Annotated in this window: 17 protein-coding genes; 12 read left to right on the top strand and 5 right to left on the bottom strand. The window is 42.0% G+C overall.

Annotation, left to right across the window (positions count from 1 at the left end):
- Positions 1-34: 34 nt before the first annotated feature.
- Positions 35-874: an ATPase gene (locus tag BM130_RS06770; RefSeq protein WP_029626461.1), complete on the bottom strand. Its 840-nt coding sequence runs from the start codon at positions 872-874 to the stop codon at positions 35-37.
- 391 nt (positions 875-1265) lie between these two features.
- Between BM130_RS06770 and BM130_RS06765 the strand changes: the two genes are divergently transcribed.
- The 11 genes from BM130_RS06765 (at position 1266) to BM130_RS06720 (ending at position 18485) form a co-directional block, all read left to right on the top strand.
- On the top strand, positions 1266-4334 hold the full coding sequence (locus tag BM130_RS06765) for a golvesin C-terminal-like domain-containing protein (RefSeq protein ID WP_010526399.1): 3069 nt from the start codon (positions 1266-1268) through the stop codon (positions 4332-4334).
- Positions 4335-4385: 51 nt separating this feature from the next.
- The gene (locus BM130_RS06760; protein ID WP_010526400.1) at positions 4386-5861 is read left to right on the top strand and encodes a glycosyltransferase family 2 protein; all 1476 of its coding nucleotides are present in this window, start codon (positions 4386-4388) and stop codon (positions 5859-5861) included.
- Entirely contained in the window at positions 5858-6820 is a 963-nt protein-coding gene (locus tag BM130_RS06755) for a DUF4922 domain-containing protein (protein WP_010526401.1), read from the top strand. The genes BM130_RS06760 and BM130_RS06755 overlap by 4 nt, the downstream gene beginning before the upstream one ends.
- Before the next feature lie 4 nt (positions 6821-6824).
- Positions 6825-8159 carry a SpoIID/LytB domain-containing protein gene (locus BM130_RS06750; protein WP_029626463.1) on the top strand — a complete coding sequence of 445 codons (1335 nt, stop codon included), beginning with the start codon at positions 6825-6827 and terminating at the stop codon, positions 8157-8159.
- Positions 8160-8263: 104 nt separating this feature from the next.
- Complete coding sequence (locus BM130_RS06745) at positions 8264-10732, top strand: bifunctional glycoside hydrolase family 9 protein/polysaccharide deacetylase (protein WP_010526403.1); 2469 nt, start codon at positions 8264-8266, stop codon at positions 10730-10732.
- Between the two features lie 104 nt (positions 10733-10836).
- A complete protein-coding gene (locus BM130_RS06740; protein ID WP_010526404.1) occupies positions 10837-12693 on the top strand; it encodes an MFS transporter in 1857 nt (618 codons plus the stop codon).
- A gap of 104 nt (positions 12694-12797) precedes the next feature.
- On the top strand, positions 12798-14294 hold the full coding sequence (locus BM130_RS06735; protein ID WP_083399207.1) for a glycoside hydrolase family 10-like protein: 1497 nt from the start codon (positions 12798-12800) through the stop codon (positions 14292-14294).
- A 181-nt stretch (positions 14295-14475) separates the two neighbouring features.
- Positions 14476-15915 (top strand): sodium:solute symporter, encoded by a 1440-nt coding sequence (locus BM130_RS06730; RefSeq protein ID WP_010526406.1) that lies wholly within the window; start codon positions 14476-14478, stop codon positions 15913-15915.
- Positions 15916-16124: 209 nt separating this feature from the next.
- Positions 16125-17234: an acyltransferase family protein gene (locus BM130_RS06725; RefSeq protein ID WP_010526407.1), complete on the top strand. Its 1110-nt coding sequence runs from the start codon at positions 16125-16127 to the stop codon at positions 17232-17234.
- A 229-nt stretch (positions 17235-17463) separates the two neighbouring features.
- Positions 17464-17631, top strand: a complete 168-nt coding sequence (locus BM130_RS15400) for a hypothetical protein (RefSeq protein ID WP_157998092.1) — start codon at positions 17464-17466, stop codon at positions 17629-17631.
- A gap of 383 nt (positions 17632-18014) precedes the next feature.
- Positions 18015-18485, top strand: coding sequence for a hypothetical protein (locus BM130_RS06720; RefSeq protein ID WP_010526408.1), 471 nt, complete (start codon positions 18015-18017; stop codon positions 18483-18485).
- 281 nt (positions 18486-18766) lie between these two features.
- On the opposite strand, the gene BM130_RS15760 is transcribed toward BM130_RS06720, so the two are convergent.
- The 4 genes from BM130_RS15760 to BM130_RS15275 all read right to left on the bottom strand — a co-directional run bounded on the left by BM130_RS15760 (position 18767) and on the right by BM130_RS15275 (position 20295).
- The gene (locus tag BM130_RS15760; RefSeq protein ID WP_258164872.1) at positions 18767-18889 is read right to left on the bottom strand and encodes a hypothetical protein; all 123 of its coding nucleotides are present in this window, start codon (positions 18887-18889) and stop codon (positions 18767-18769) included.
- Positions 18890-19128: 239 nt separating this feature from the next.
- Complete coding sequence (locus tag BM130_RS06715; protein ID WP_010526409.1) at positions 19129-19629, bottom strand: hypothetical protein; 501 nt, start codon at positions 19627-19629, stop codon at positions 19129-19131.
- Complete coding sequence (locus tag BM130_RS06710; RefSeq protein WP_074964316.1) at positions 19623-20060, bottom strand: hypothetical protein; 438 nt, start codon at positions 20058-20060, stop codon at positions 19623-19625. The genes BM130_RS06715 and BM130_RS06710 overlap by 7 nt, the downstream gene beginning before the upstream one ends.
- Positions 20023-20295, bottom strand: a complete 273-nt coding sequence (locus BM130_RS15275) for a hypothetical protein (RefSeq protein ID WP_010526411.1) — start codon at positions 20293-20295, stop codon at positions 20023-20025. The genes BM130_RS06710 and BM130_RS15275 overlap by 38 nt, the downstream gene beginning before the upstream one ends.
- Before the next feature lie 109 nt (positions 20296-20404).
- Between BM130_RS15275 and tnpA the strand changes: the two genes are divergently transcribed.
- Positions 20405-20640, top strand: a 236-nt coding sequence (gene tnpA, locus BM130_RS06705; protein WP_217645607.1) for an IS66 family insertion sequence element accessory protein TnpA, incomplete at its 3' end; no start/stop codon positions are given.

Raw genomic sequence — 20640 nt, 5'->3', positions numbered from 1 at the left:
AAATGATTAATTTATTGTTTGTTTGATGAGGTTTTTAATGGTTTGAGTGGTATTTTATTAATCCAGGCATGGGATCTTTTATGATTTTCCCAGGTTTTAAATTGTTTTCGATAAGACTTTCTTTTAATATTTCCTTAAAATGCCAGGCAATGCTACCAACGAAATGGATTGGTAATTGTCCGGCTTTTTCATATTGCATTACATTTCGCTTCAAAAATTCATCAAAAGATGTTTTAACCAATTGGCGTAATGCCGGATAAGAAATGTGTTCTGAAATGAAATGAGTAAAGCCTGCTGCATATCGATTGGGGAAAGGCTGCTTGTAAATATGATGAAGAATTTGGGCCGCATCTGTTTTATAAGTATTGAAAAATAATTCAATGATATCTTGTGGCAATTGTTTTTTGAGTATGTCGGCCAAAAGTTTTTTTCCTATGACAGCACCGCTACCCTCATCCCCCAATATGAATCCGAGGGGCGATACATTGGCTGAAATCTTGGAGCCGTCGTAGTAACACGAGTTGGAACCGGTGCCCAGAATGCATGCAATACCTTCTTCTTCGCCACATAGCGCATGAGCGGCGGCCATTAGGTCACTGGTAATTTCTATCTGCTTGGCCTGGAAGAAACAACTTAAGGCTTCCCTGGCCGTTTGATTTATTTCCGTATTGGCACATCCTGCACCATAAAAATAAATGGTCTCGAATTGACGTTGGGCGCCTGTAAAGTCCTCTTCCAATGTTTTTAATATGGTATCATGATCCTGGTAATAGGGATTAATGCCTCGGGTCTTGAGGTATTCTGTTTCCCCCGTTTTTGCATTCAGCATACACCAGGTGGTCTTTGTTGATCCACTGTCGGCTATCAGTATCATTTTGTGGAAATATGTATTATATGTTATGTTTTTGTTCTATTCTGTTTTTTTAATCTCCTTTATTATGATCGCAAGGAGTTTTACTGTGTCTATTTCCCATTCCATTGAGGAATTTGTGATTGCAAAGATACTAAAAAATAGTTCAGTTTTTGATATTATATAAGATGTATTACAAATTTTTGTTTCTTTGAAAATAGTTTCTAATTTTGAACATCAAAAGATAGGGCTTTATCGGGTGAAAGGGAGTGTGTGGCGTTTAAAATTTTGTAAACTAATAATTTGGCAGGATGTTATTTTGCTTGTAAAGTCGCTTTTTAAACAACATTATTGTAAAAAGATACTTTTAAGTCAATGAATAATTTTCTGAGATTGTTATTTTTAGTCATTTTTTATGAAAAAGAATAATTACAATATCCAAACATTGCTTTTTAATATAGTGCTCCTTTTGGTTTTGGCATATCCCATTGACCAAACAAGTGCGCAAATTACTTCTAAAGAACTTAGTTTTTTAAATAAGGTTCGTGATGATCTGGCTTCGGTATCCGATTTATTTCATGGATGGAATTATTTAGGGCGAATGGAGGTCGATTCGGTTTTTGTCAATCCGGATAAACGTGTTGTAGAAATTCATCTTTCCCCCCATGTAACCCGGATTCCCATAAGGCATGCCTGGATTAAAGAGTTGACATTAAATATAAAAAAGAAACTTAGGAGGAGGTTTAGAAATTATGATATCGAACTTTTTTGCAAAGGGCGACCTCTGGAGGATTTTATTCCTCTATATTATTATAAAGGAATACCCGATTCATTAAGATTAAAACACGACAAATTCCGCACGCCCATAGTCACCAATCTTTCAGCCTTAGAATTTGAAAAAGGCCTTACTAAAAATAATATTGCCCTTTGGCCCAGTCATGGATACTATTACGAAGCTGAGCTAGATCGGTGGGAGTGGCAGCGGGCGCGGTTATTTGGGACTGTTGAAGATCTTTATCCTTTTAACTTTACACAAAATTTTCTGGTTCCCATGCTCGAAGATGCCGGAGCCACCGTTTTCTTGCCCAGGGAGAGAGATACGCAACCTCACGAGGTGATTGTTGATAACGACGGCTCGTCCGGTGATAGCGAGATGATAATCAATAATGAAGATGCTTCCTGGATAAAAATGCCAAAAGGGTTCGCCGCTAAGGATACACTTTTTGAAGGTGAAAATCCATTCCTTATCGGTTCTTACCTAAAAATGGATGTGCATCCCGGAAGTTCGGGAATGTTGAAATATATCCCTGATATCCCTGAAAGTGGTGATTATGCCGTTTATGTTTCCTGGGGAAAGGAAGAAAAGGCTCTTCCTAATGTTCCCTGTACTGTATATCATACGGGTGGACAGACGCGATTCCTTTTGAATCAGCAAATGGGTTACGGGACCTGGATATATATCGGAACCTTTCATTTTAAAACAGGTAAGAATCCGGACATAGGTTCGGTTATTCTGGCTGTCCCCGATAATGCAACCGGTACTATCTCTGCCGATGCTGTACGATTTGGCGGCGGAATGGGTAATGTGGCCCGAAAACCCAATAAAGAATACATCCCTCGCCAATGGTCACTTAATAACGGTAAGAACCCTGTTGCTGAACCTTTTAAATTCAACGCCGAGCCATATGGCTATAAACTTAGCGGAAAACCGCGATGGATGGAGGGAGCCCGTTACTGGCTGCAATATGCAGGGATGCCTGACTCTATCGTTTATAGCCTCAACAATAATAAAAACGATTATAACGACGACTATCAGTCACGTGGTGAATGGGTCAATTTCTTAATGGGAAATCCCAATGGACCAACAGGAAATCCGGAAGCTGAAGGACTCAACATCCCCATTGATCTGGCCTTTGCTTTTCATACCGACGCCGGTACTACCCCCAATGATTCCGTTATCGGAACACTCGGTATTTATAGCAGCGTTCGTAATAATGGACTATTCCCCGATGGAACTTCAAGACTGGCCGGCCGGGACCTTACTGATTTGGTTCAAAGCCAGATAGTCTCTGATATCCGACTTACTTTTAATCCGCAATGGACACGTAGAGCCATGTGGGACAAACAATATTCCGAAGCGTGGCGCCCCAATGTTCCCACCATGCTGCTTGAGCTTTTGTCGCATCAAAATTTAGCGGATATGAAATTTGGCTTAGATCCGCGGTTTCAATTTACGGTTGCAAGAGCCATATACAAGGGGATGGCACGGTTTTTAGCTGCTCGTGAAAACAGACCGGTAGTAATCAAACCCCTTGCACCCCAAAATATGGCTATAGAAGTTGTCGGTGATAAGAAAGTTAAAATTAGCTGGAGTCCGGTGTCTGATCCCTTAGAGCCTTCTGCTATTCCAACCGGCTACCTGGTTTATCGTCGCATTGAAGATAACGGATTCGGGAATGGGGTTTTCACCAGAGATACTTTTTTGATTGTGGAGCTGGAAGAATACAATACCATTTACAGCTTTAGGGTTAGAGCGGTAAACGAAGGAGGGCGCAGTTTCCCGGGCGAAACTCTTGCCGTATCTGTCGATAAAGATTCAAAAGGGTTGGTGTTGGTGGTTAATGGCTTCGATCGTGTAGCTCCGCCTGCTTTTGTTGAGGGTGAGGCGGCAGGAGTAGCCTGGTGGGACGACGAAGGCGTACCGTGGAACAAAGATTTTAGTCATACCGGAAATCAATATGACTATCATCGTTCTTCTGTGTGGCTCGATGATGACAGTCCGGGACACGGGGCCAGTTTCGCCGATATGGAGGGTAAAATTATTCCCGGCAATCATCGTGATTTTGTTTTTGAACACGGACGGGCAATTAGAGATGCCGGTTACTCTTTTGTTTCGGTAAGTGATGAAAGATTCGGGTGCCATGACTTTGATGTCACACCCTATTTTGCCATAGATGTTATTTATGGTGAAGAAAGAGGTACACCATCCTTGTTCAGCCAATCCAAAAAAGATTTCCGGGTTCTTACGCCTTCCACTCGTTCTTCCATAAAAAGGTATCTGGACCGGGGAGGAAACATTTTTATTTCGGGAGCCTATATTGGTACCGATATCGTTGAGAATAATGATAGTGCAGCCATTGATTTTGCAAAAAATGTTTTGCATTACCGCTGGATGACTAATCATGCCGATAATACCGGCGCTTTGATGGTAACCGACCAGGCCAAACCATTTTTTCGGAAAGTAAGCTATAATGCTCAATATCATCCTTATCTTTATAAAGTGGAAGCACCCGATGGTATAGAGCCATCAGGAGATGGAGCATTCCGAATTTATCGTTATGCCGCCGGTAAAGTGAGTGCCGGAGTGGCCTATTCCGGTAATTATAAATGCGTTGTCCTGGGTTTTCCTTTCGAAACGATAACTAATAGAAATGAGCAGAACCAATTAATGAAAGATATTTTAATGTTTTTCGGAAGAGATTAAATGAGTCATTTTCGCCAAATTATTATTTGAAAACATAATCGACACAATAATATGAACAAACTTGCATGTTTTTTACCGGTAGCACCGGAAGCCGATTTAAATCGTACCATTCAGGAATTAAAAGACACTAATGCAATTTCCTTCATTTACGTTATGGAAACGTCCGATAACAGGGCTTCTTCCCTGCCGGAGGGAGTCAATTCTTTCCCGATAGCGGCGATGAACTCTACTGACATGGTTAAGCAAATTGCTCAACATGCCATGGAGGTGGATTATGTATTATTATATACTAAAACTTTACCCCTGAAAATTGGGCCTTTTTCTTTGGAACGTATGATTCAGGCCGCTCAGTTTACCGGTGCGGGAATGGTATATTCCGATTCTTTTGCTATAAAAGAGGGAAAAGTGACCAACCATCCGGTTATCGAGTATCAGGATGGCAGTTTGCGCGATGATTTCGATTTTGGTTCATTACTGCTTTTTTCAGCATCGGCATTTTGTCAGGCAGCCAACAAAATGGAGGAAGAATTTCGGTTTGCCGGCTTGTATGACTTGCGACTAAAAATATCTCAACAATATAAGCTTTTCCATTTACCGGAATATCTCTATACCGAAATGGAAACCGATACACGCAGGTCAGGGGAAAAAATCTTTGATTATGTAGATCCCAAAAACAGGGATGCACAAATTGAAATGGAAAAAGCCTGCACACAACATCTGAAAGATATTGGTGCATATTTGGAACCGCAATTTAAAACCGTTGAGTTTGGAGAGTCGGATTTTCCCGTAGAGGCCTCGGTTATTATCCCTGTTCAAAATCGTGTTAAGACCATAGAAGATGCTGTAAGGTCAGTTTTTAGTCAAAAGCCTGACTTTAAGTTCAACCTGATTGTGGTGGATAACCATTCTAATGACGGAACCACCGATATTCTCGAGAGGCTGTCAAAGGAGGATTCCCGGTTGATACATATTATTCCCGACAGAACCGACCTCGGCATAGGGGGGTGTTGGAATCTGGCCATCATGCATGATGCTTGCGGAAAGTTTGCTGTTCAGCTGGATAGCGATGACCTTTATGCCGATGAGAATGTTTTACAAACCATTGTCGATGCTTTTTACGAACAAAATTGTGCCATGGTGGTCGGTACCTATCGCATGGTTAATTTTAAGCTGGAGGAAATCCCCCCCGGACTTATTGACCATAAAGAGTGGACCCCCGATAATGGTCGTAACAATGCTCTTCGCATCAATGGCCTTGGTGCCCCACGGGCTTTCTATACCCCCGTTTTGCGCGGCATTAAGGTTCCCAATGTTAGTTATGGTGAAGATTATGCTGTTGGGTTGGCTGTTTCCAGAGATTATCAAATAGGAAGAATTTATAAACCACTTTATTTATGCCGGAGGTGGGAAGACAATTCCGATGCCTCTTTGGATATCGTTAAAATGAATCAGCACAATTTTTACAAAGATAAGGTGAGAACTATGGAGTTATGGGCGCGAATTGAAAAAAACAAAAGAAACCAATGAGCAATAAATTGACTATGAACATAGATTTTCAGGAAGGCGTCCATAAACTGATCGACGAGCAATTAATCAACTGGCCCCTTGCACGCGATAATTATCAGGGATTGAGCAGCGTTAAAACCCGGGTTTTAGAGGTTGCCCCCGCAACGACAATGCGTATTCAGTTTAATCCGGCCCGCATACGCTCTTCGGCAGCCAAAGTGGATGAGCAATCGATTCGGCAACGTAAATGTTTTTTGTGTTCTGAAAACCTTCCTGTTCAACAAAGAGGTATCGGTTTTGGAGATTATACAATTTTGGTCAATCCTTTTCCCATCTTTACAAGGCACCTGACCATTCCTCATAAAGACCATATAGATCAACGAATTGAAGGCCGTTTGACAGATATGCTCAACCTGGCTCGTGCTCTTCCCGACTTTGTGATTTTCTATAATGGGCCACGGTGCGGTGCCAGTGCCCCTGACCACTTTCACTTTCAGGCCGGCAACAAAGGCTTTATGCCTGTGGAGAAGGAATTATCAGCTCATCCCGGAAAAATTAAATTACTGGACCGGGACAGGGTTAAAGTTTTTTCCATAGAGAACTATCTTCGGAAAACGTTGGTTTTTGAAAGTGATGATGAAGAAATGTTGTTGAAATGGTTCACCCGGGTTTTTACTTTTCTTGGGAAGGTTCAACACATGGAAGTTGAGCCTATGGTTAATATCCTTTGTTCCCGGGAACGTGATTTGTGGAGAGTTTTTCTGTTTCCACGCAGGGAACATCGACCCCGGCAGTTCTATGCCGAGGGTGCCGAGCAGATTTTATTAAGTCCCGCCTCTGTCGACTTTGGTGGGGTTTTGATTACACCCAGAGAAGAGGATTTTGAAAAATTAAATGCGGATACCATTAATGATATTTTTAATCAGGTGACCCTTGATGATGACACATGGACGCAGGTACAACTTATCTTTAAAGTATAATCATATGCAACCAAATATAGAAGTAGGCGTGTTGATGGCGCCGGAATTTTCCTTCACCTTAGAAGGGCCTTACCGGCTTCGTGCTACAGGCAAAATTTATAAAGGGCCGGGGAAAGCGGTTTTAAAAAATGATAAATGGACGCTATGGATCAACGATATAGAAATTGCCACCTCACTTCCCGCAGAACTGGAACCTGTCAACTATCAAAAGTGTAGCTTTGAGTTGAAAGATGTGGTTATTGGTATCAATTTTCACTGGGAGCGAAAAGAGAATCAGCGTTTTAAAGGGATGTTGAGGATTATCCGCGAAGAAGATCATTTGACGGCTGTCAATTGTTTGCCGTTGGAAGATTATCTGGTGAGTGTTATTTCATCCGAGATGAGTGCTACTTCATCGCCCCAGTTATTAAGAGCGCATGCCGTTATCTCTCGTAGTTGGCTTATGGCGCAAAAAGAGAAAGAACAAAAGTTGAAGGAAAAAGGCTCTTATGAAACGACAATAGAGAGACCGGGAGAAAGAATTAAGTGGTATGACCGTGAAGATCATCTTCACTTTGATGTTTGTGCAGATGACCATTGTCAGCGTTATCAGGGTATTACCAGGGCATCTACAAAAGAGGTAGAATCTGCCATTGCCGACACATTTGGGCAGGTTCTGGTTTATAATGATACAATTTGTGATGCCCGTTTCTCGAAGTCATGCGGTGGTGTATCCGAACTCTTTGAGAATGTCTGGGAGCCGGTCGGGCATCCCTATCTTACGAAAGTTATCGATAATGATAAATTGCCTGAAGGGTATAATTTGGATTTGACCGGTGAAGCGGCCGCTCGTGAATGGATTTTGAACAGTCCGCCAGCTTTTTGTAATACTCATGACCGGCAAATTCTTTCTCAAGTGTTGAACGATTATGACCAGGAGACCTCTGATTTTTACCGATGGCGGGTCGTGCTCACTCAGGAGAAAATTCAAGAGCTTTTGAAAAAGAAAATCAATCTCGATTTGGGCGAAATTGTTGACTTAATACCGGTCGAACGAGGGGTGTCCGGTAGGTTAATCCGGTTGAAAATAGTGGGAACAAAAGGCGAACTAACCATTGGCAAAGAGCTGGAAATTCGAAAGGCTTTGTCAGAATCGCATTTGTATAGTTCTGCATTTATCATTGAAAAAGAACAGAAGAATGGGGAATTACCAACCACCTTCACGCTCATTGGTGCCGGCTGGGGGCATGGGGTAGGTTTGTGTCAGATTGGTGCGGCCGTAATGGGTGCTAAAGGGTATTCTTATCAGGATATTCTTTTCCACTATTTTCGGGGTGCCCGCCTGGAAAAACGCTATTAATGATTTTTCGTGGAGATTATTTGTTCTTTTTTCCTTTACCAATACGTTTGACCTAAAGGTATCCCGGGTACACATGTCTTTGATGATAACCTAAAAGTACTATTATGAAAAAGAGAAGGTTACTAACTGTTGTTCTGTTAAGCATGTTTTTTGTGTGGAGTGCCACTGCCGGTGTATGGATAAGAATAAACCAGCTGGGGTACCTTCCAAAAACATCTAAGATTGCGGTCTTAATTAGTGATGAGGTCGTAACCGCCGGCTCTTTTTTAATTCGTTCAGTACAAAACGATGAGGTTGTTTATCAGGGAGATGTTTCCGTTGAAGATGGCTCTGTCTGGGGAATGCAAACGGCTTTTCGACTGGATTTCTCGAACTTCAACAAAACCGGGAAATATTATCTGGAAGTTGGTGGTCATAAGTCCCCGGTATTTAAAATAGCACCGGACGTATTTAAAGGGGCTGCTGATTTCTTGCTGCATTACATGCGGCAACAAAGATGTGGTTATAATCCTTTCCTGAAAGATAGTTGTCACGTTCAGGATGGAACCATCGTGGATCATCCAACCCGTTCGGGCCGGGCTATAGATGTTCACGGCGGATGGCACGATGCATCCGATTACCTGCAATACACCAATACATCGGCGAATGCTGTTTTTCAAATGTTATTTGCTTATCACAAAAATCCGGGTGTTTTTAAAGATCAATATGATTCAAGGGGGGAGCCGGGCGCCAACGGTTTGCCCGATGTACTGGATGAGGCGATCTGGGGATTGGAATGGCTCATGCGGATGAACCCGGCACCGGGTGAGATGTACAATCAGATAGCTGATGACCGCGATCATGCAGGGTTTCGGTTGCCTAACAAGGATTCGGTTGACTATGGTGTACCTTTTGGCCGGCCGGTTTATTATGTGACAGGCCTGCCTCAGGGGTTGGGACCACATCGGAACCGTACAACCGGGGTGGCATCGGTTGCCGGTAAGTTTGCCTCCGCTTTTGCATTGGCGGCGAAAGTTTTGAAAAATGAGTATCCCGAATGGACCGAAATACTGTTAAAAAAGGCCAAAGAGGCTTACCGTTTTGGAGAACAGTTTCCCGGTGCTACACAAACGGCTTGTTATGTATCGCCCTATTTTTATGAAGAACAAAACTATGTTGACGACATGGAGCTGGCTGCTGCCTCTCTGGCATTAGCCGATAACGACAGCCTTAAGCATTGGCTTGATGCCGCTGACTTTTGGGGAGAGGTAGAACCGGTAACCCCCTGGATGAAGTTGCATGGTGCGAGGCACTATCAGTTTTATCCTTTTGTAAATGTTGGACACTACTTAATGGCCAAACAGGCTGACGATGAAACCAGAGAGAAGTATATTGCTTTTATGCGAGAGGGATTAATGGCCCTGGAGCGGGAAGCAGCGACAGATCCATTCCGTATGGGAGTTCCGTTTATTTGGTGTTCAAACAATTTGGTTGCAGCTGCCCTTTCCCAGGCCCGGTTATATCACGAATTAACAGGAGATGACAGATTCTCGACGCTGGAAGCTGCCTTGCGTGACTGGCTCTTTGGATGCAATCCCTGGGGCACCGCCATGATATGTGGATTACCGGGTGTTGAGGATTCACCTACCCACCCCCATTCGGCTTTTCCCCTGCTTTTAGGAAAGAATACCTTGGGCGGATTAGTGGATGGCCCTGTTTATCGGTCAATATTTGAGAATTTAAGAGGTGTTACCCTGTTGGAAGAAGACGAATATGCCATTTTTCAGAATGGTAAAGCGGTTTATCATGACGATATAGGTGATTATTCGACCAATGAGCCTACAATGGATGGAACAGCCTCTTTGATTTTTTATTTATCATCATTGGAGGCTTATCCTGATGGGTATAGCGGCGTCGTTCGTGACCAGTATGGTGCGGTTATTGGTTTTGACAAGGCCTTTCCAAACATTTATCTTATTTTTTCTGCTGATGAACATTTTGAAGGTGCCTCGCATATATTGAATGTGTTGTCAGCAAAAAATGTAAAAGCTTCATTTTTCCTTACCGGCCGATGCCTGAGAAATAAAGAAAATCAAAAAGTTATAAAAAGAATAGTTGCCGATAATCATTATCTTGGTCCTCATTCCGATGCTCATTTATTGTATGCCGACTGGGGGAAAAGGGATTCGCTATTGATTACAAAAAAGACTTTTCGGAAAGATCTTGAGAAAAATTTAAAAGCCATTACCCAATTGGGTATTAGCAAAGATTCTGTTCGTTGGTTTTTGCCGCCTTATGAATGGTATAATCAGCCAATTGTTGATTGGACCCGGGAAATGAATATGGAGGTCGTCTGTTTTACCCCCGGAGTAGGTACCAATGCCGATTATACTACACCTCAAATGAGCAACTATAAAAGCAGTAAGGCTTTGATTGGTCGCCTTTTGCATTTTGAGGAAACAAAAGGTTTAAATGGGGCTGTCATTCTTATACACCCTGGCGTACATCCAGATCGTGAAGATAAGCTTTACATGCATCTAGGTGATATTATTGATGAGCTGCGAAAGCGCGGTTATCATTTTAAAAGTTTATAAATAACAGGATTTATCACTATAAGGTAAAGGCAGAAAAAGTTCTTTTTTTTAAAGTGCCTTTGGCTTGTTAAGAGATTATTTAAGTAAATAAAACCGTTGCATTTATGGGTAAAAACAACCGTTCCCCCTGGAGTTGGGTGCCTACGCTCTACTTTGCGCAAGGTATTCCTTATGTAATTGTCATGACCGTTTCGGTAATAATGTACAAACGTTTGGGTATATCCAATGCCGATATAGCGCTTTATACCAGCTGGCTGTATCTGCCGTGGGTAATTAAACCTTTGTGGAGCCCCGTGGTGGACCTGTTAAAAACCAAACGATGGTGGATTGTAATCATGCAGCTATTGGTGGGAGCGGGTTTGGCCGGCGTGGCTTTAACGATTCCGGCACCCGGTTTTTTTAAATATACTTTGGCCTTTTTTTGGCTTTTGGCATTTTCTTCGGCTACACATGATATTGCTGCCGACGGCTTCTATATGCTGGCGTTGGACGAGCACAAACAAGCTTTGTTTATTGGTATCAGAAGCACGTTTTACCGCATCGCAATGATTACGGGGCAGGGGCTGCTCATCATTTTGGCCGGCTTTTTTGAAACCTCTACCGGTTTACCACCTGTTGAGTTTTCGGTCCATGCACGCCCCGATTTGCCTGCACGGATTGATGTTCCCGAATTTCGTCAAACCGACGGGAATGATGAGTTGACATTCATTTTAACTGCCAATGAGCTTCAAGTTTCCACACAAAAAGTTGAACCCGAAATTATTGACAGTCTAAAGAGGTGGGCGGCACAGCAAAATCTTGCCAATGGATTTGTGATTCCCGAGGTTAAAGAATCAAAGAAAGAAGAGAGTGGATGGTGGACCAACCATATTTCCGGTCCATTGAAAACTCAACTCAAGAATCTTTTTGGTCGTGACCAAACGGTAGAAACCTCTTTACATCCGGGGAATGTAGCTCTTGTAGGACTTCGACTGTCTGCCGCCCCCGAACCGGACCAGGAAGTGATATTGAATACCGGTTTTAGGCGGGGCGATGAAAGCATCAGCCTCGTTGTAGGGGAACGCATTGTTATGAACCGGTCAAACTGGAATAAAACCGCCTGGCTGGTGGTTCAGTTAGACCCCAAGCTACAAGGAGCTTCTGCCGCATGGTTTGAAGGGCGTTCCGGGAAAATTCCGCTGGCCTGGAGCCTCACCTTTGTTATTCTGACTGTATTATTTCTCATATTCTTTGTTTACCACCGTTTTATATTGCCACGGCCGGCAACCGATAAGCCGGCGGTACAGGAAAACAACGAAGGTCTTTTTCAAGAGTTTTTCATTACTTTTAAATCGTTCTTCCGCAAAAAGAATATAGGCTCTGCATTGGCCTTCCTGTTGTTGTTCCGGCTGGGAGAATCTCAGTTGGTGAAACTGGCATCGCCCTTTATGCTGGATGCGCGTGAAGCCGGCGGGTTGGGCCTCACCACAGGAGATGTGGGATTAATTTATGGTACCATAGGAATTCTTGCCTTAACACTTGGCGGCATTCTGGGCGGATGGGTGGCATCGCGCAATGGACTGAAATACTGGATTTGGCCCATGGCTCTGGCCATGAACCTTCCCAACCTGATGTATGTCTACCTTTCCTATGCCACGCCTCAGAGTATGTGGCTCATATCTGCATCAGTGGCGGTGGAACAGTTCGGCTATGGATTTGGCTTTACAGCATACATGCTTTACATGATCTATTTTGCTGCAGGCAGTCATAAAACCGCCCACTATGCCATTTGTACCGGCCTGATGGCTCTCGGCATGATGATTCCGGGCATGATTTCAGGATGGATACAGGAAATTGTGGGATATCAGAATTTCTTTATTTGGGTGTTAATCTGTACCATTCCCGGATTCATTGTCATTAAGTTTCTGAAAATTGATCCCCAATTTGGCATTAAAAAGGCTGAAAGGGGGAATGGTCAATAGTGGTTATTTCTGTGGATAGGTATTGATTAAAGGCATTTTTGATATAAAAGGAGAAATCGGTTTAACTTCTTAAATCTAATAATCTTACATCTAAAAATCTTATTATGATTCGGAAAACCACTCTTATCATAGTAGCACTTTTGGTTTCTTTGGCGCTATCGGCCCGTAATTATCCCAAACGCGAGATGCGGGCCGTCTGGATCGCCACTGTGGCCAACATCGATTGGCCTTCCAAACCGGGATTATCGGTCAATATGCAAAAAGAGGAGATGATTGAATTGCTGGACCTGGCAAGAGAATATCATCTCAACACTGTCATCTTTCAGGTCAGACCCGCTACAGATGCCTTCTTCCCATCAGATATGGAGCCCTGGTCGCAATGGCTTACGGGAGAACAGGGAAAAGCCCCTGACCCTTTCTACGACCCGTTACAGTTTGCCATTGACGAATGTCGTAAGAGAGGACTGGAGTTGCACCTTTGGCTCAACCCATACCGGGCAGTGGTAGATACGGCCAAGGCTTCAATCGCAGAAAATCATCCCATAAATCAGCATCCCGAATGGTTTGTTACTTATGGTAAGGCTCGTTATTTTAACCCCGGTTTGCCGGAGACACGCAACCATGTGGCTGCTGTTGTGGCTGACCTCTTACGCCGATATGATGTGGATGCGCTTCATTTCGATGATTATTTTTACCCTTATCGTATTGCAGGTCAGGAATTTCCCGACCAGGATGCTTTTGAAAAATATCCGCGCGGATTCAGTCCCGACCAAAAGGAAGACTGGCGAAGAGACAATGTTGATCTGATCATCAAACAGTTGCATGATACCATTAAAGCCGTACGTCCCACAGTAGCTTTTGGAATCAGTCCTTTCGGGGTATGGCGCAATCAATCGGACGATCCACGCGGTTCGGCAACCAAAGCGGGTCAGACCAACTACGATGATTTGTATGCCAATATTTTGCGATGGCAGCAAGAGGGGTGGATCGATTATGTGACACCTCAGCTCTACTGGCACATAGGCAAAGAGGTGGCCGATTATGCTATCCTGGCCGACTGGTGGAGTAAAAATGCCCTGGGCTGTAGACTCTATATCGGACAGGCTTTCTACCGCATCAATCGTAAAGCCAAAGACCGCCAATGGCGATCCTCACGGCAGATAATTAAGCAGATTCAGCTCAACCGTACTATCCCAAACATTGACGGCAGCATGTTTTTTAGTGCCAAATCACTTAGAAGCAATCCTTTAAAACTTAAAGATAAATTACTGAGAGGCCCCTTCCGGTATGAAGCCCTTCCACCTGTTAACCAGCGTGTACAGCAAATAACTTCAGGTGTTCCGCAAAATACGCAGATGGAGGTTAAAGATAATACCATTCACCTTTCCTGGAACCCGGGACGTAATAACCGTGCCTTTGTGATTTATAAATTTAAGAAAGGTAAACCTGCAAACACCGAAAATCCGGAAAATATCTTTTTGATAACAGGGGAACATGAATGTACCATAAAGATTTCTCGTGAGACAAACCCCGATAAGTACTATTTCGTAATTTTGGCACTGAGCCCCACCAACATGGAGTCTGTACCGCAATTTTTTTAACAATAGCCGGGCTTTGGTTTTGAGCGGATAGTTGAGCCTCGGTCAATGATGAGGTTTTGAAAAGAAGTCAATAGTCATTAGTCAACAGTCCTTAGTGAATTAGTATTGATTAACTAATGACTACTGACTAACCACTACTGACTAACCACTAACAACTAATAACTAAATACCATATACTTCGATGAGCACCACACTCGTATTAATTGTTATACTTGGTTTTTTTGCCGCGCTGTTTCTGATATCGTGGTTTTCGTCGCGGGGCAGCAACAGCGAAACCTTTTTCACCGGCAATCGCAAGTCGCCCTGGTATCTGGTGGCTTTTGGAATGATTGGCGCCACCATTTCTGGTGTCACCTTTATTTCGGTGCCGGGCGAGGTGGGGAACAGTGCCTGGAGATATTTCCAGTTTATCCTCGGCAATTTTGTGGGATACTGGGTCATCGCACTGGTGTTGTTACCGCTTTATTACCGTCGCAACCTGGTTTCCATATACACCTATCTGGATCAAAGGTTTGGTCTGCGCGCCTACAAAACCGGTTCGTTCTTTTTCCTGTTATCGCAGACCATCGGCGCTTCATTCCGTCTTTATCTGGTGGCGGGCGTGCTTCAAATATCGTTTTTTGATGCCTTGGGTATTCCTTTCTGGGTTACTGTATTAACCACTATTACTCTAATCTGGCTCTATACCTTTAAAGCAGGCATCAAAACCGTGGTATGGACCGATACTTTACAAACGTTGTTTATCCTTCTTTCGGTGGTGGTAACCATTATTGTAATGCTCAAACATCTGGATATGGATACGGGTGATTTATTTTCCACAATTATTCACCATCCTTACAGTAAAATATTCGACTGGAACTGGCAGTCGGGCACCAACTTTTTCAAGCAGTTTCTGGCCGGGATTGGCATTACCATCGTGATGACCGGGTTGGATCAAAATATGATGCAAAAAAATCTCACGTGCAAAAATCTTAAGGAAGCACAAAAAAATCTTTTTTGGTTCAGCTTTTCGTTTGTGGCTGCCAACTTGCTGTTTCTGGGGCTGGGAGTGTTGCTCTACCACTATGCGGAACAGATGGGTATAGCCCTGCCGGAACGTACCGATGATCTGTTTCCTCTGCTGGCCATCAAATATTTTGGCACCGCCGTGGGCGTTTTCTTCCTGTTGGGAATTACCGCAGCTGCCTATTCCAGTGCCGATTCATCACTAACAGCACTCACCACCGCTTTTTGCATCGACTTTCTGAATGTGGATCCCAAGCAACCCTCGACAGAAAAAAAGAGAATCAGGGTGCATCTGACCTTTTCATTCATCATGTTTTTGGTCATTGTACTATTCCGGATTATCAACGATGAGAGTGTGGTCAACTCGGTGTTTACCGCTGCAGGTTATACCTATGGTCCCTTACTGGGATTATTCACCTTCGGTATTTTGACGAAGCGAAAGGTGAGAGACCGCTTTGTTCCGTTTATAAGTGTATTATCACCGATCATCTGTTATGTCGTGAGTAGCAATTCTGAAGAGTGGTTTGGTGGTTACCGCTTTGGTTTCGAATTGTTGCTTCTGAACGGGCTTCTGGTTTACCTGGGGCTTTGGGCCTTTTCTAAGAAAGTAGATTAAGTATAGCGGAACAAAGGCACAGACACATAATGCTTTATTGTGAAAATGACAGCTGAAACGGGCTTGATTAAGAATGAGGCAACAGATTGTTAGGGAGGCAAATAGGTTGTTTGACCAATTTATAGAGAACTTAGGATACCAAAATTTACAGACTATACATGAAGTACTTTGAACTTTAAACATCTTATGTCTTAATTAATTCTATACCGATGAAGAAAACAGAACGATATCTGGCACTGGATGTGCTTCGGGGTATGACCATAGCTTTAATGATTACTGTCAACAACCCCGGCAGCTGGAAATATATTTACGCGCCTTTACGACATTCCAGCTGGCACGGATGCACCCCCACCGATTTGGTTTTTCCCTTTTTCCTGTTTGTGGTAGGCGTTTCCATGTTTTTCTCTTTTTCCAAATATGGGAATACCCTTAACAAAGAGTCGTTTAAGAGATTGGGAAGAAGAACGTTATTAATCTTCGCCATTGGTCTTTTTCTGAATTCATTTCCTCAATGGGACAGAGACTATAGCACCCTGCGCATTATGGGTGTACTGCAGCGGATAGCCCTGGCCTATGGTTTTGGGTCTTTAATTGTTCTTTCGGTGCCACGAAAATATATTCCTTTGTTGGGTTTTTCCATACTATTACTTTACTGGGGGATATTGGGTTGGTTTGGCGGCGAGGACCCGTACAGTCTTAACGGTAATGTAACCATACCTTTCGATGCTGCCATTCTGGGCGAACAACATCTCTACAGGGGTTTTGGTATTCCTTTCGATCCCGAAGGGTTGCTGAGTACCATCCCTGCAGTAGTAACAGTTTTATTAGGTTATCTTACCGGTGTATTTATCAAAACTACCGAAAAAGTCAAAATTCCCGGCCAACTGGCGCTCTATGGACTTATTGTTGCCATTGCCGGCCGATTGTGGGGCCTCGTATTTCCCATCAACAAACCCCTCTGGACCGGCTCTTATGTGCTCTATACTGCCGGTCTGGCCGCCATGGCCTTTGCACTGTTGATTTTTATTATCGACATCAAGGGATATAAAAAGTGGACTTCGTTTTTTGTGGTGTTCGGGATGAATCCCTTGTTTATTTATGCCTTGTCAGGATTGTGGGCCCGTACTTTGGGGATGATTATTAAGATTGAATTGGCCGATGGCACCGTTATGCGTGGCAGCACCTGGCTCTATGAAAATATTTTTGTTCCTCTGGCAGGAAATATGAACGGTTCGTTGCTCTATGCTTTAACACATGTCTTCTTTTTCTGGGTTATTGGATATTTCCTATACAAGAAGAGGGTGTTTATAAAAGTATGATAATTTTAGAAGGAAAAGTAAAATGCTTTTGGTTATATAAATTATTACTTATGATAGGCCGATGTGTTTTTATTCTGTATAAAAGCAAAATAAATCAATAATATTTGACATATTATTGATACTTTTTTAAATTTGTAATGTTTTCTGAAAGTTGTATTTTTTAGGAATGCCTGTTCTGAGTCTAAAATTATGTGTGACCGAGCTTATACTTATCTGAAACAGGCCATGGATGAAATACGAACCCACGGCCGGTACGTTTCCCGGAGACATCCGGAACGCAAAAGGGGCTATGTTAGTGGTTATTGGAAATGAGTTGAACAGTGCTTATCTGCCTCAAATTCGGGATGCCTTTAATCTCGGGTTTGAGGCTTTTTTTATTAATAGTTGCGGATTGTAAATACACAACGACCAAGGGTCTAATAATCTCATTGGGGAAAAACCGTAAAAAAATTGCTCATAACTTACCAAAAATTTTTTCTCATAGGTTAGCAGGAAAAATTTTTCGTAAGGCAGGCAGAATTTTTTTTTATAACCTATGCAGAAAAATTTTTCATAAGGCAAGCAGAACTTTTTTTTGTAACCTACGCAGAAAAATTTTACATAGACTACAAACAAAAATTTTTCATAAGCTATCGGAAAAATTTTGGTAGCCTTAACGAAACTTTTCGAAAGCCTTAAGGAAATTTTTTCGTTAGGTTAACGAAACTTTTTGGCAGCCTTAACCAAAATTTTTCCTTAAGCCTTACGAGAAATTTTTCCGGTAAACTACAGGAAATTTTTTTGCATAAGGCAGAGAGAAAAATTCCCCTTAACTTATCGGGAATTTTTTTTTGTAACCTATCGGGAAAAATTTTCTGTAAGCTACACAGAAAAATTTTTCATAAGGCAGGCAGAATTTTTTTTTGTAACCTACGCAGAAAAATTTTTCATAGACTACAGACAAAAATTTTTCATAAGCTATCGGAGCGTGATGAAATGCAACCAAGTATTGGAGCTGCTAAGAAAATAGCAAAACTGGTTAGTACAACGGTAGGTTACTTATTGGGAGAGACTGACAAAGAAAACATTTTAAAAGCCCCTGAGATGCTTAAACAACTCAATGAAATTGAGAAGATGGATAATGAGGATAAAGGAAGTATACTTAAAGTGCTTGATGGTTTTATTGGTTCTGCTGGCACTTGTGATGCCCCTGTAGTGTTTATGATGCTTGGTAGTCCTATCGCAAACATGTATGATATTCCAGATATTTGACTGTCAAAAGCAGGCTATATTCATGCATAAATAAAGGGCCGGGTTTTTACGATTGTCTGATCTTTTTTTTGGGGGTTAGACCCTTCGGTGATTACTATCACATGGTGTCACCAATTATAATCACATGGTCCTGTTAATTACTATCACATGATATCACTAATTATAATCACATGGTCCTGGTGATTACTATCACATGGTGTCACTAATTATAATCACATGGTCCTGTTGATTACTATCACATGATATCGCTAATTATAATCACATGGTCCTGGTGATTACTATCACATGGTGTCCATCATTATAATCGTATGGTCCTGGAATTTTCCTTCCATTAAACCGTTTCCAAAACCAGTGGTAAAACCTCCTGCAAAACCTGCACCGGCACCAACTGCGGCTCCTGTCATAAAACTACTTGTATAGCCCACGGATAATATCGTAGATATTCCCTGTGAAGAACCTACAAAAACAGCCCAAAAAGAAGCACCTGCACTGGCTGTTTGTATTCCAACTCCAACACCAGCCCCTAAAGCACCAGCAGCACCAAAATATCCGAGTTCCTCCCTAGTTAATGGTTTTGTGAATTCCTTGAATAAATCTATTCGGAAAAGGGAATAACAAATCCGTTCAAATCAATTCTTTAAATTTAGTTTCCAATTACTTGTTTTTCTATTAATTTACCATCCTTAAATCTTAACTTCCATATTTCATCCCTTGCAGTTATGGGAGGTGGAAAATCGTTAAATTTTAAATAATATTCATAATCTTCAGGTAAGTAACTTTGCATTATTGATATTAAAGAGCTTTTAGTTAATGCAAAACAATCAACACCTTCAAAAATAAAACCTACTAATTGATTATCTATTGTAAAAAATACTTGCGGGGGATCTAAAAGTAACCTGTTAACATCAATACAATAGATTAATGAATATTCATTAATAGTTTTGTCAATTTTCTTACAATATACAACAACAAATTTATTCTTTACTGATGGTACTTTAACAGTTTTTTGATACAATCTGATTTGAGCAATAAGCTCTTGATTAGTTAATACTAACCCAAATTCACTTTTCATTTTCAAATCCTGACAATAAAAAGAACCACTTACCAGTATAAATATTAGTATTCCTATTACCTTTTTTACCATCTTCCAATTGTTTTCCAGTTCCACTCATCGCCCCAATACATCGCTGAGTAAACTTTATGGTTATATAAAATATGAATTGGTTTTTTACCCATAAAATTAAACATTCTAACATCTGCTGACTTAGGATTATTGAGTAGTCCAATACCATTCGCTGCTCGGGGATGTGTATGTGCATGTGTTTTAATCGCATAAGTTTTACCATTAAAACTCACATACTTCTTTCCGGACTTAGTACTGAATACTTTCAATGCTCTATTATCACTATAATCCAACCCATTCTTATCATATGGCAACATAATCAAATCACCATTTTCAAGCTCCCATGCAGAAACTTCTCTGGTGGGAATTCCATTTTCAAATGAATTATTCCACATATCGTTATACCCGGCTTTTTTATTCGCATAGTATCTTGCGCCAGCTTCTCCCACCATCGCTTGCAGATGATTTAACCCAGCATTCATTACGCCAATAGCTGCACCTTCCCAAAAGCTGCCCCCCCGTCAATTCAGACCCTAATCCTCCAGCCAAACCCGAGAAAGAATATGTACCTGCCGAACTACTTGCAAACTTTCCTCCATACATCATAAAAGCAGAACCTCCTAAAGAACCTAATCCACCAGCAGCAAAACCGGTCATGAAATCACCACCAAATACTTCTGATATCATACCTTGTGCAAGACCATGTGTATATGCTCTGGCTATTTTTCCGTATCCACCCCACCAACCCCATCTTTCCTGTCATGAAAGTGGTTATTAGCTTTATCACAAAAAAATCATGAAACACAGAAAATTTTTGAACCGTAGCATGCTTGAGCATGTGGTTCTACAGCAGGAAAGTGGTCAAACTTTAGGAAGTTACGCCAAACAAATTGGAGTAACACGCTCGAAAGTGCAATACTGGGTAAGTAAATACAAGGCCCTTGAAAAGACTCAAAAAACAGAATACGACACCAGCCTGAAATTTATTGGCCTTAACTCATTCGGTCTTCAAAATGCACAGGTTGATTCTTT

The sequence above is a fragment of the Thermophagus xiamenensis genome (genome assembly GCF_900112795.1).
Classification (GTDB): domain Bacteria; phylum Bacteroidota; class Bacteroidia; order Bacteroidales; family Marinilabiliaceae; genus Thermophagus; species Thermophagus xiamenensis.
Note: the sequence above shows the minus strand (reverse complement) of the source record. Positions and strands in the feature narration are given on the sequence as shown.

Coding starts and splice junctions, on each gene's coding strand:
- BM130_RS06715 (WP_010526409.1), bottom strand. CDS start 19,629: ATGGTAAAAAAGGTAATAGGAATACTAATATTTATACTGGTAAGTGGT.
- BM130_RS06745 (WP_010526403.1), top strand. CDS start 8,264: ATGAAAAAGAGAAGGTTACTAACTGTTGTTCTGTTAAGCATGTTTTTT.
- BM130_RS06765 (WP_010526399.1), top strand. CDS start 1,266: ATGAAAAAGAATAATTACAATATCCAAACATTGCTTTTTAATATAGTG.
- BM130_RS06725 (WP_010526407.1), top strand. CDS start 16,125: ATGAAGAAAACAGAACGATATCTGGCACTGGATGTGCTTCGGGGTATG.
- BM130_RS06735 (WP_083399207.1), top strand. CDS start 12,798: ATGATTCGGAAAACCACTCTTATCATAGTAGCACTTTTGGTTTCTTTG.
- BM130_RS06755 (WP_010526401.1), top strand. CDS start 5,858: ATGAGCAATAAATTGACTATGAACATAGATTTTCAGGAAGGCGTCCAT.
- BM130_RS15275 (WP_010526411.1), bottom strand. CDS start 20,295: ATGATATCAGAAGTATTTGGTGGTGATTTCATGACCGGTTTTGCTGCT.
- BM130_RS06760 (WP_010526400.1), top strand. CDS start 4,386: ATGAACAAACTTGCATGTTTTTTACCGGTAGCACCGGAAGCCGATTTA.
- BM130_RS15760 (WP_258164872.1), bottom strand. CDS start 18,889: ATGACAGGAGCCGCAGTTGGTGCCGGTGCAGGTTTTGCAGGAGGTTTT.
- BM130_RS06730 (WP_010526406.1), top strand. CDS start 14,476: ATGAGCACCACACTCGTATTAATTGTTATACTTGGTTTTTTTGCCGCG.
- BM130_RS06750 (WP_029626463.1), top strand. CDS start 6,825: ATGCAACCAAATATAGAAGTAGGCGTGTTGATGGCGCCGGAATTTTCC.
- BM130_RS06740 (WP_010526404.1), top strand. CDS start 10,837: ATGGGTAAAAACAACCGTTCCCCCTGGAGTTGGGTGCCTACGCTCTAC.
- BM130_RS06770 (WP_029626461.1), bottom strand. CDS start 874: ATGATACTGATAGCCGACAGTGGATCAACAAAGACCACCTGGTGTATG.
- BM130_RS15400 (WP_157998092.1), top strand. CDS start 17,464: ATGAAATACGAACCCACGGCCGGTACGTTTCCCGGAGACATCCGGAAC.
- BM130_RS06710 (WP_074964316.1), bottom strand. CDS start 20,060: ATGGTGGGAGAAGCTGGCGCAAGATACTATGCGAATAAAAAAGCCGGG.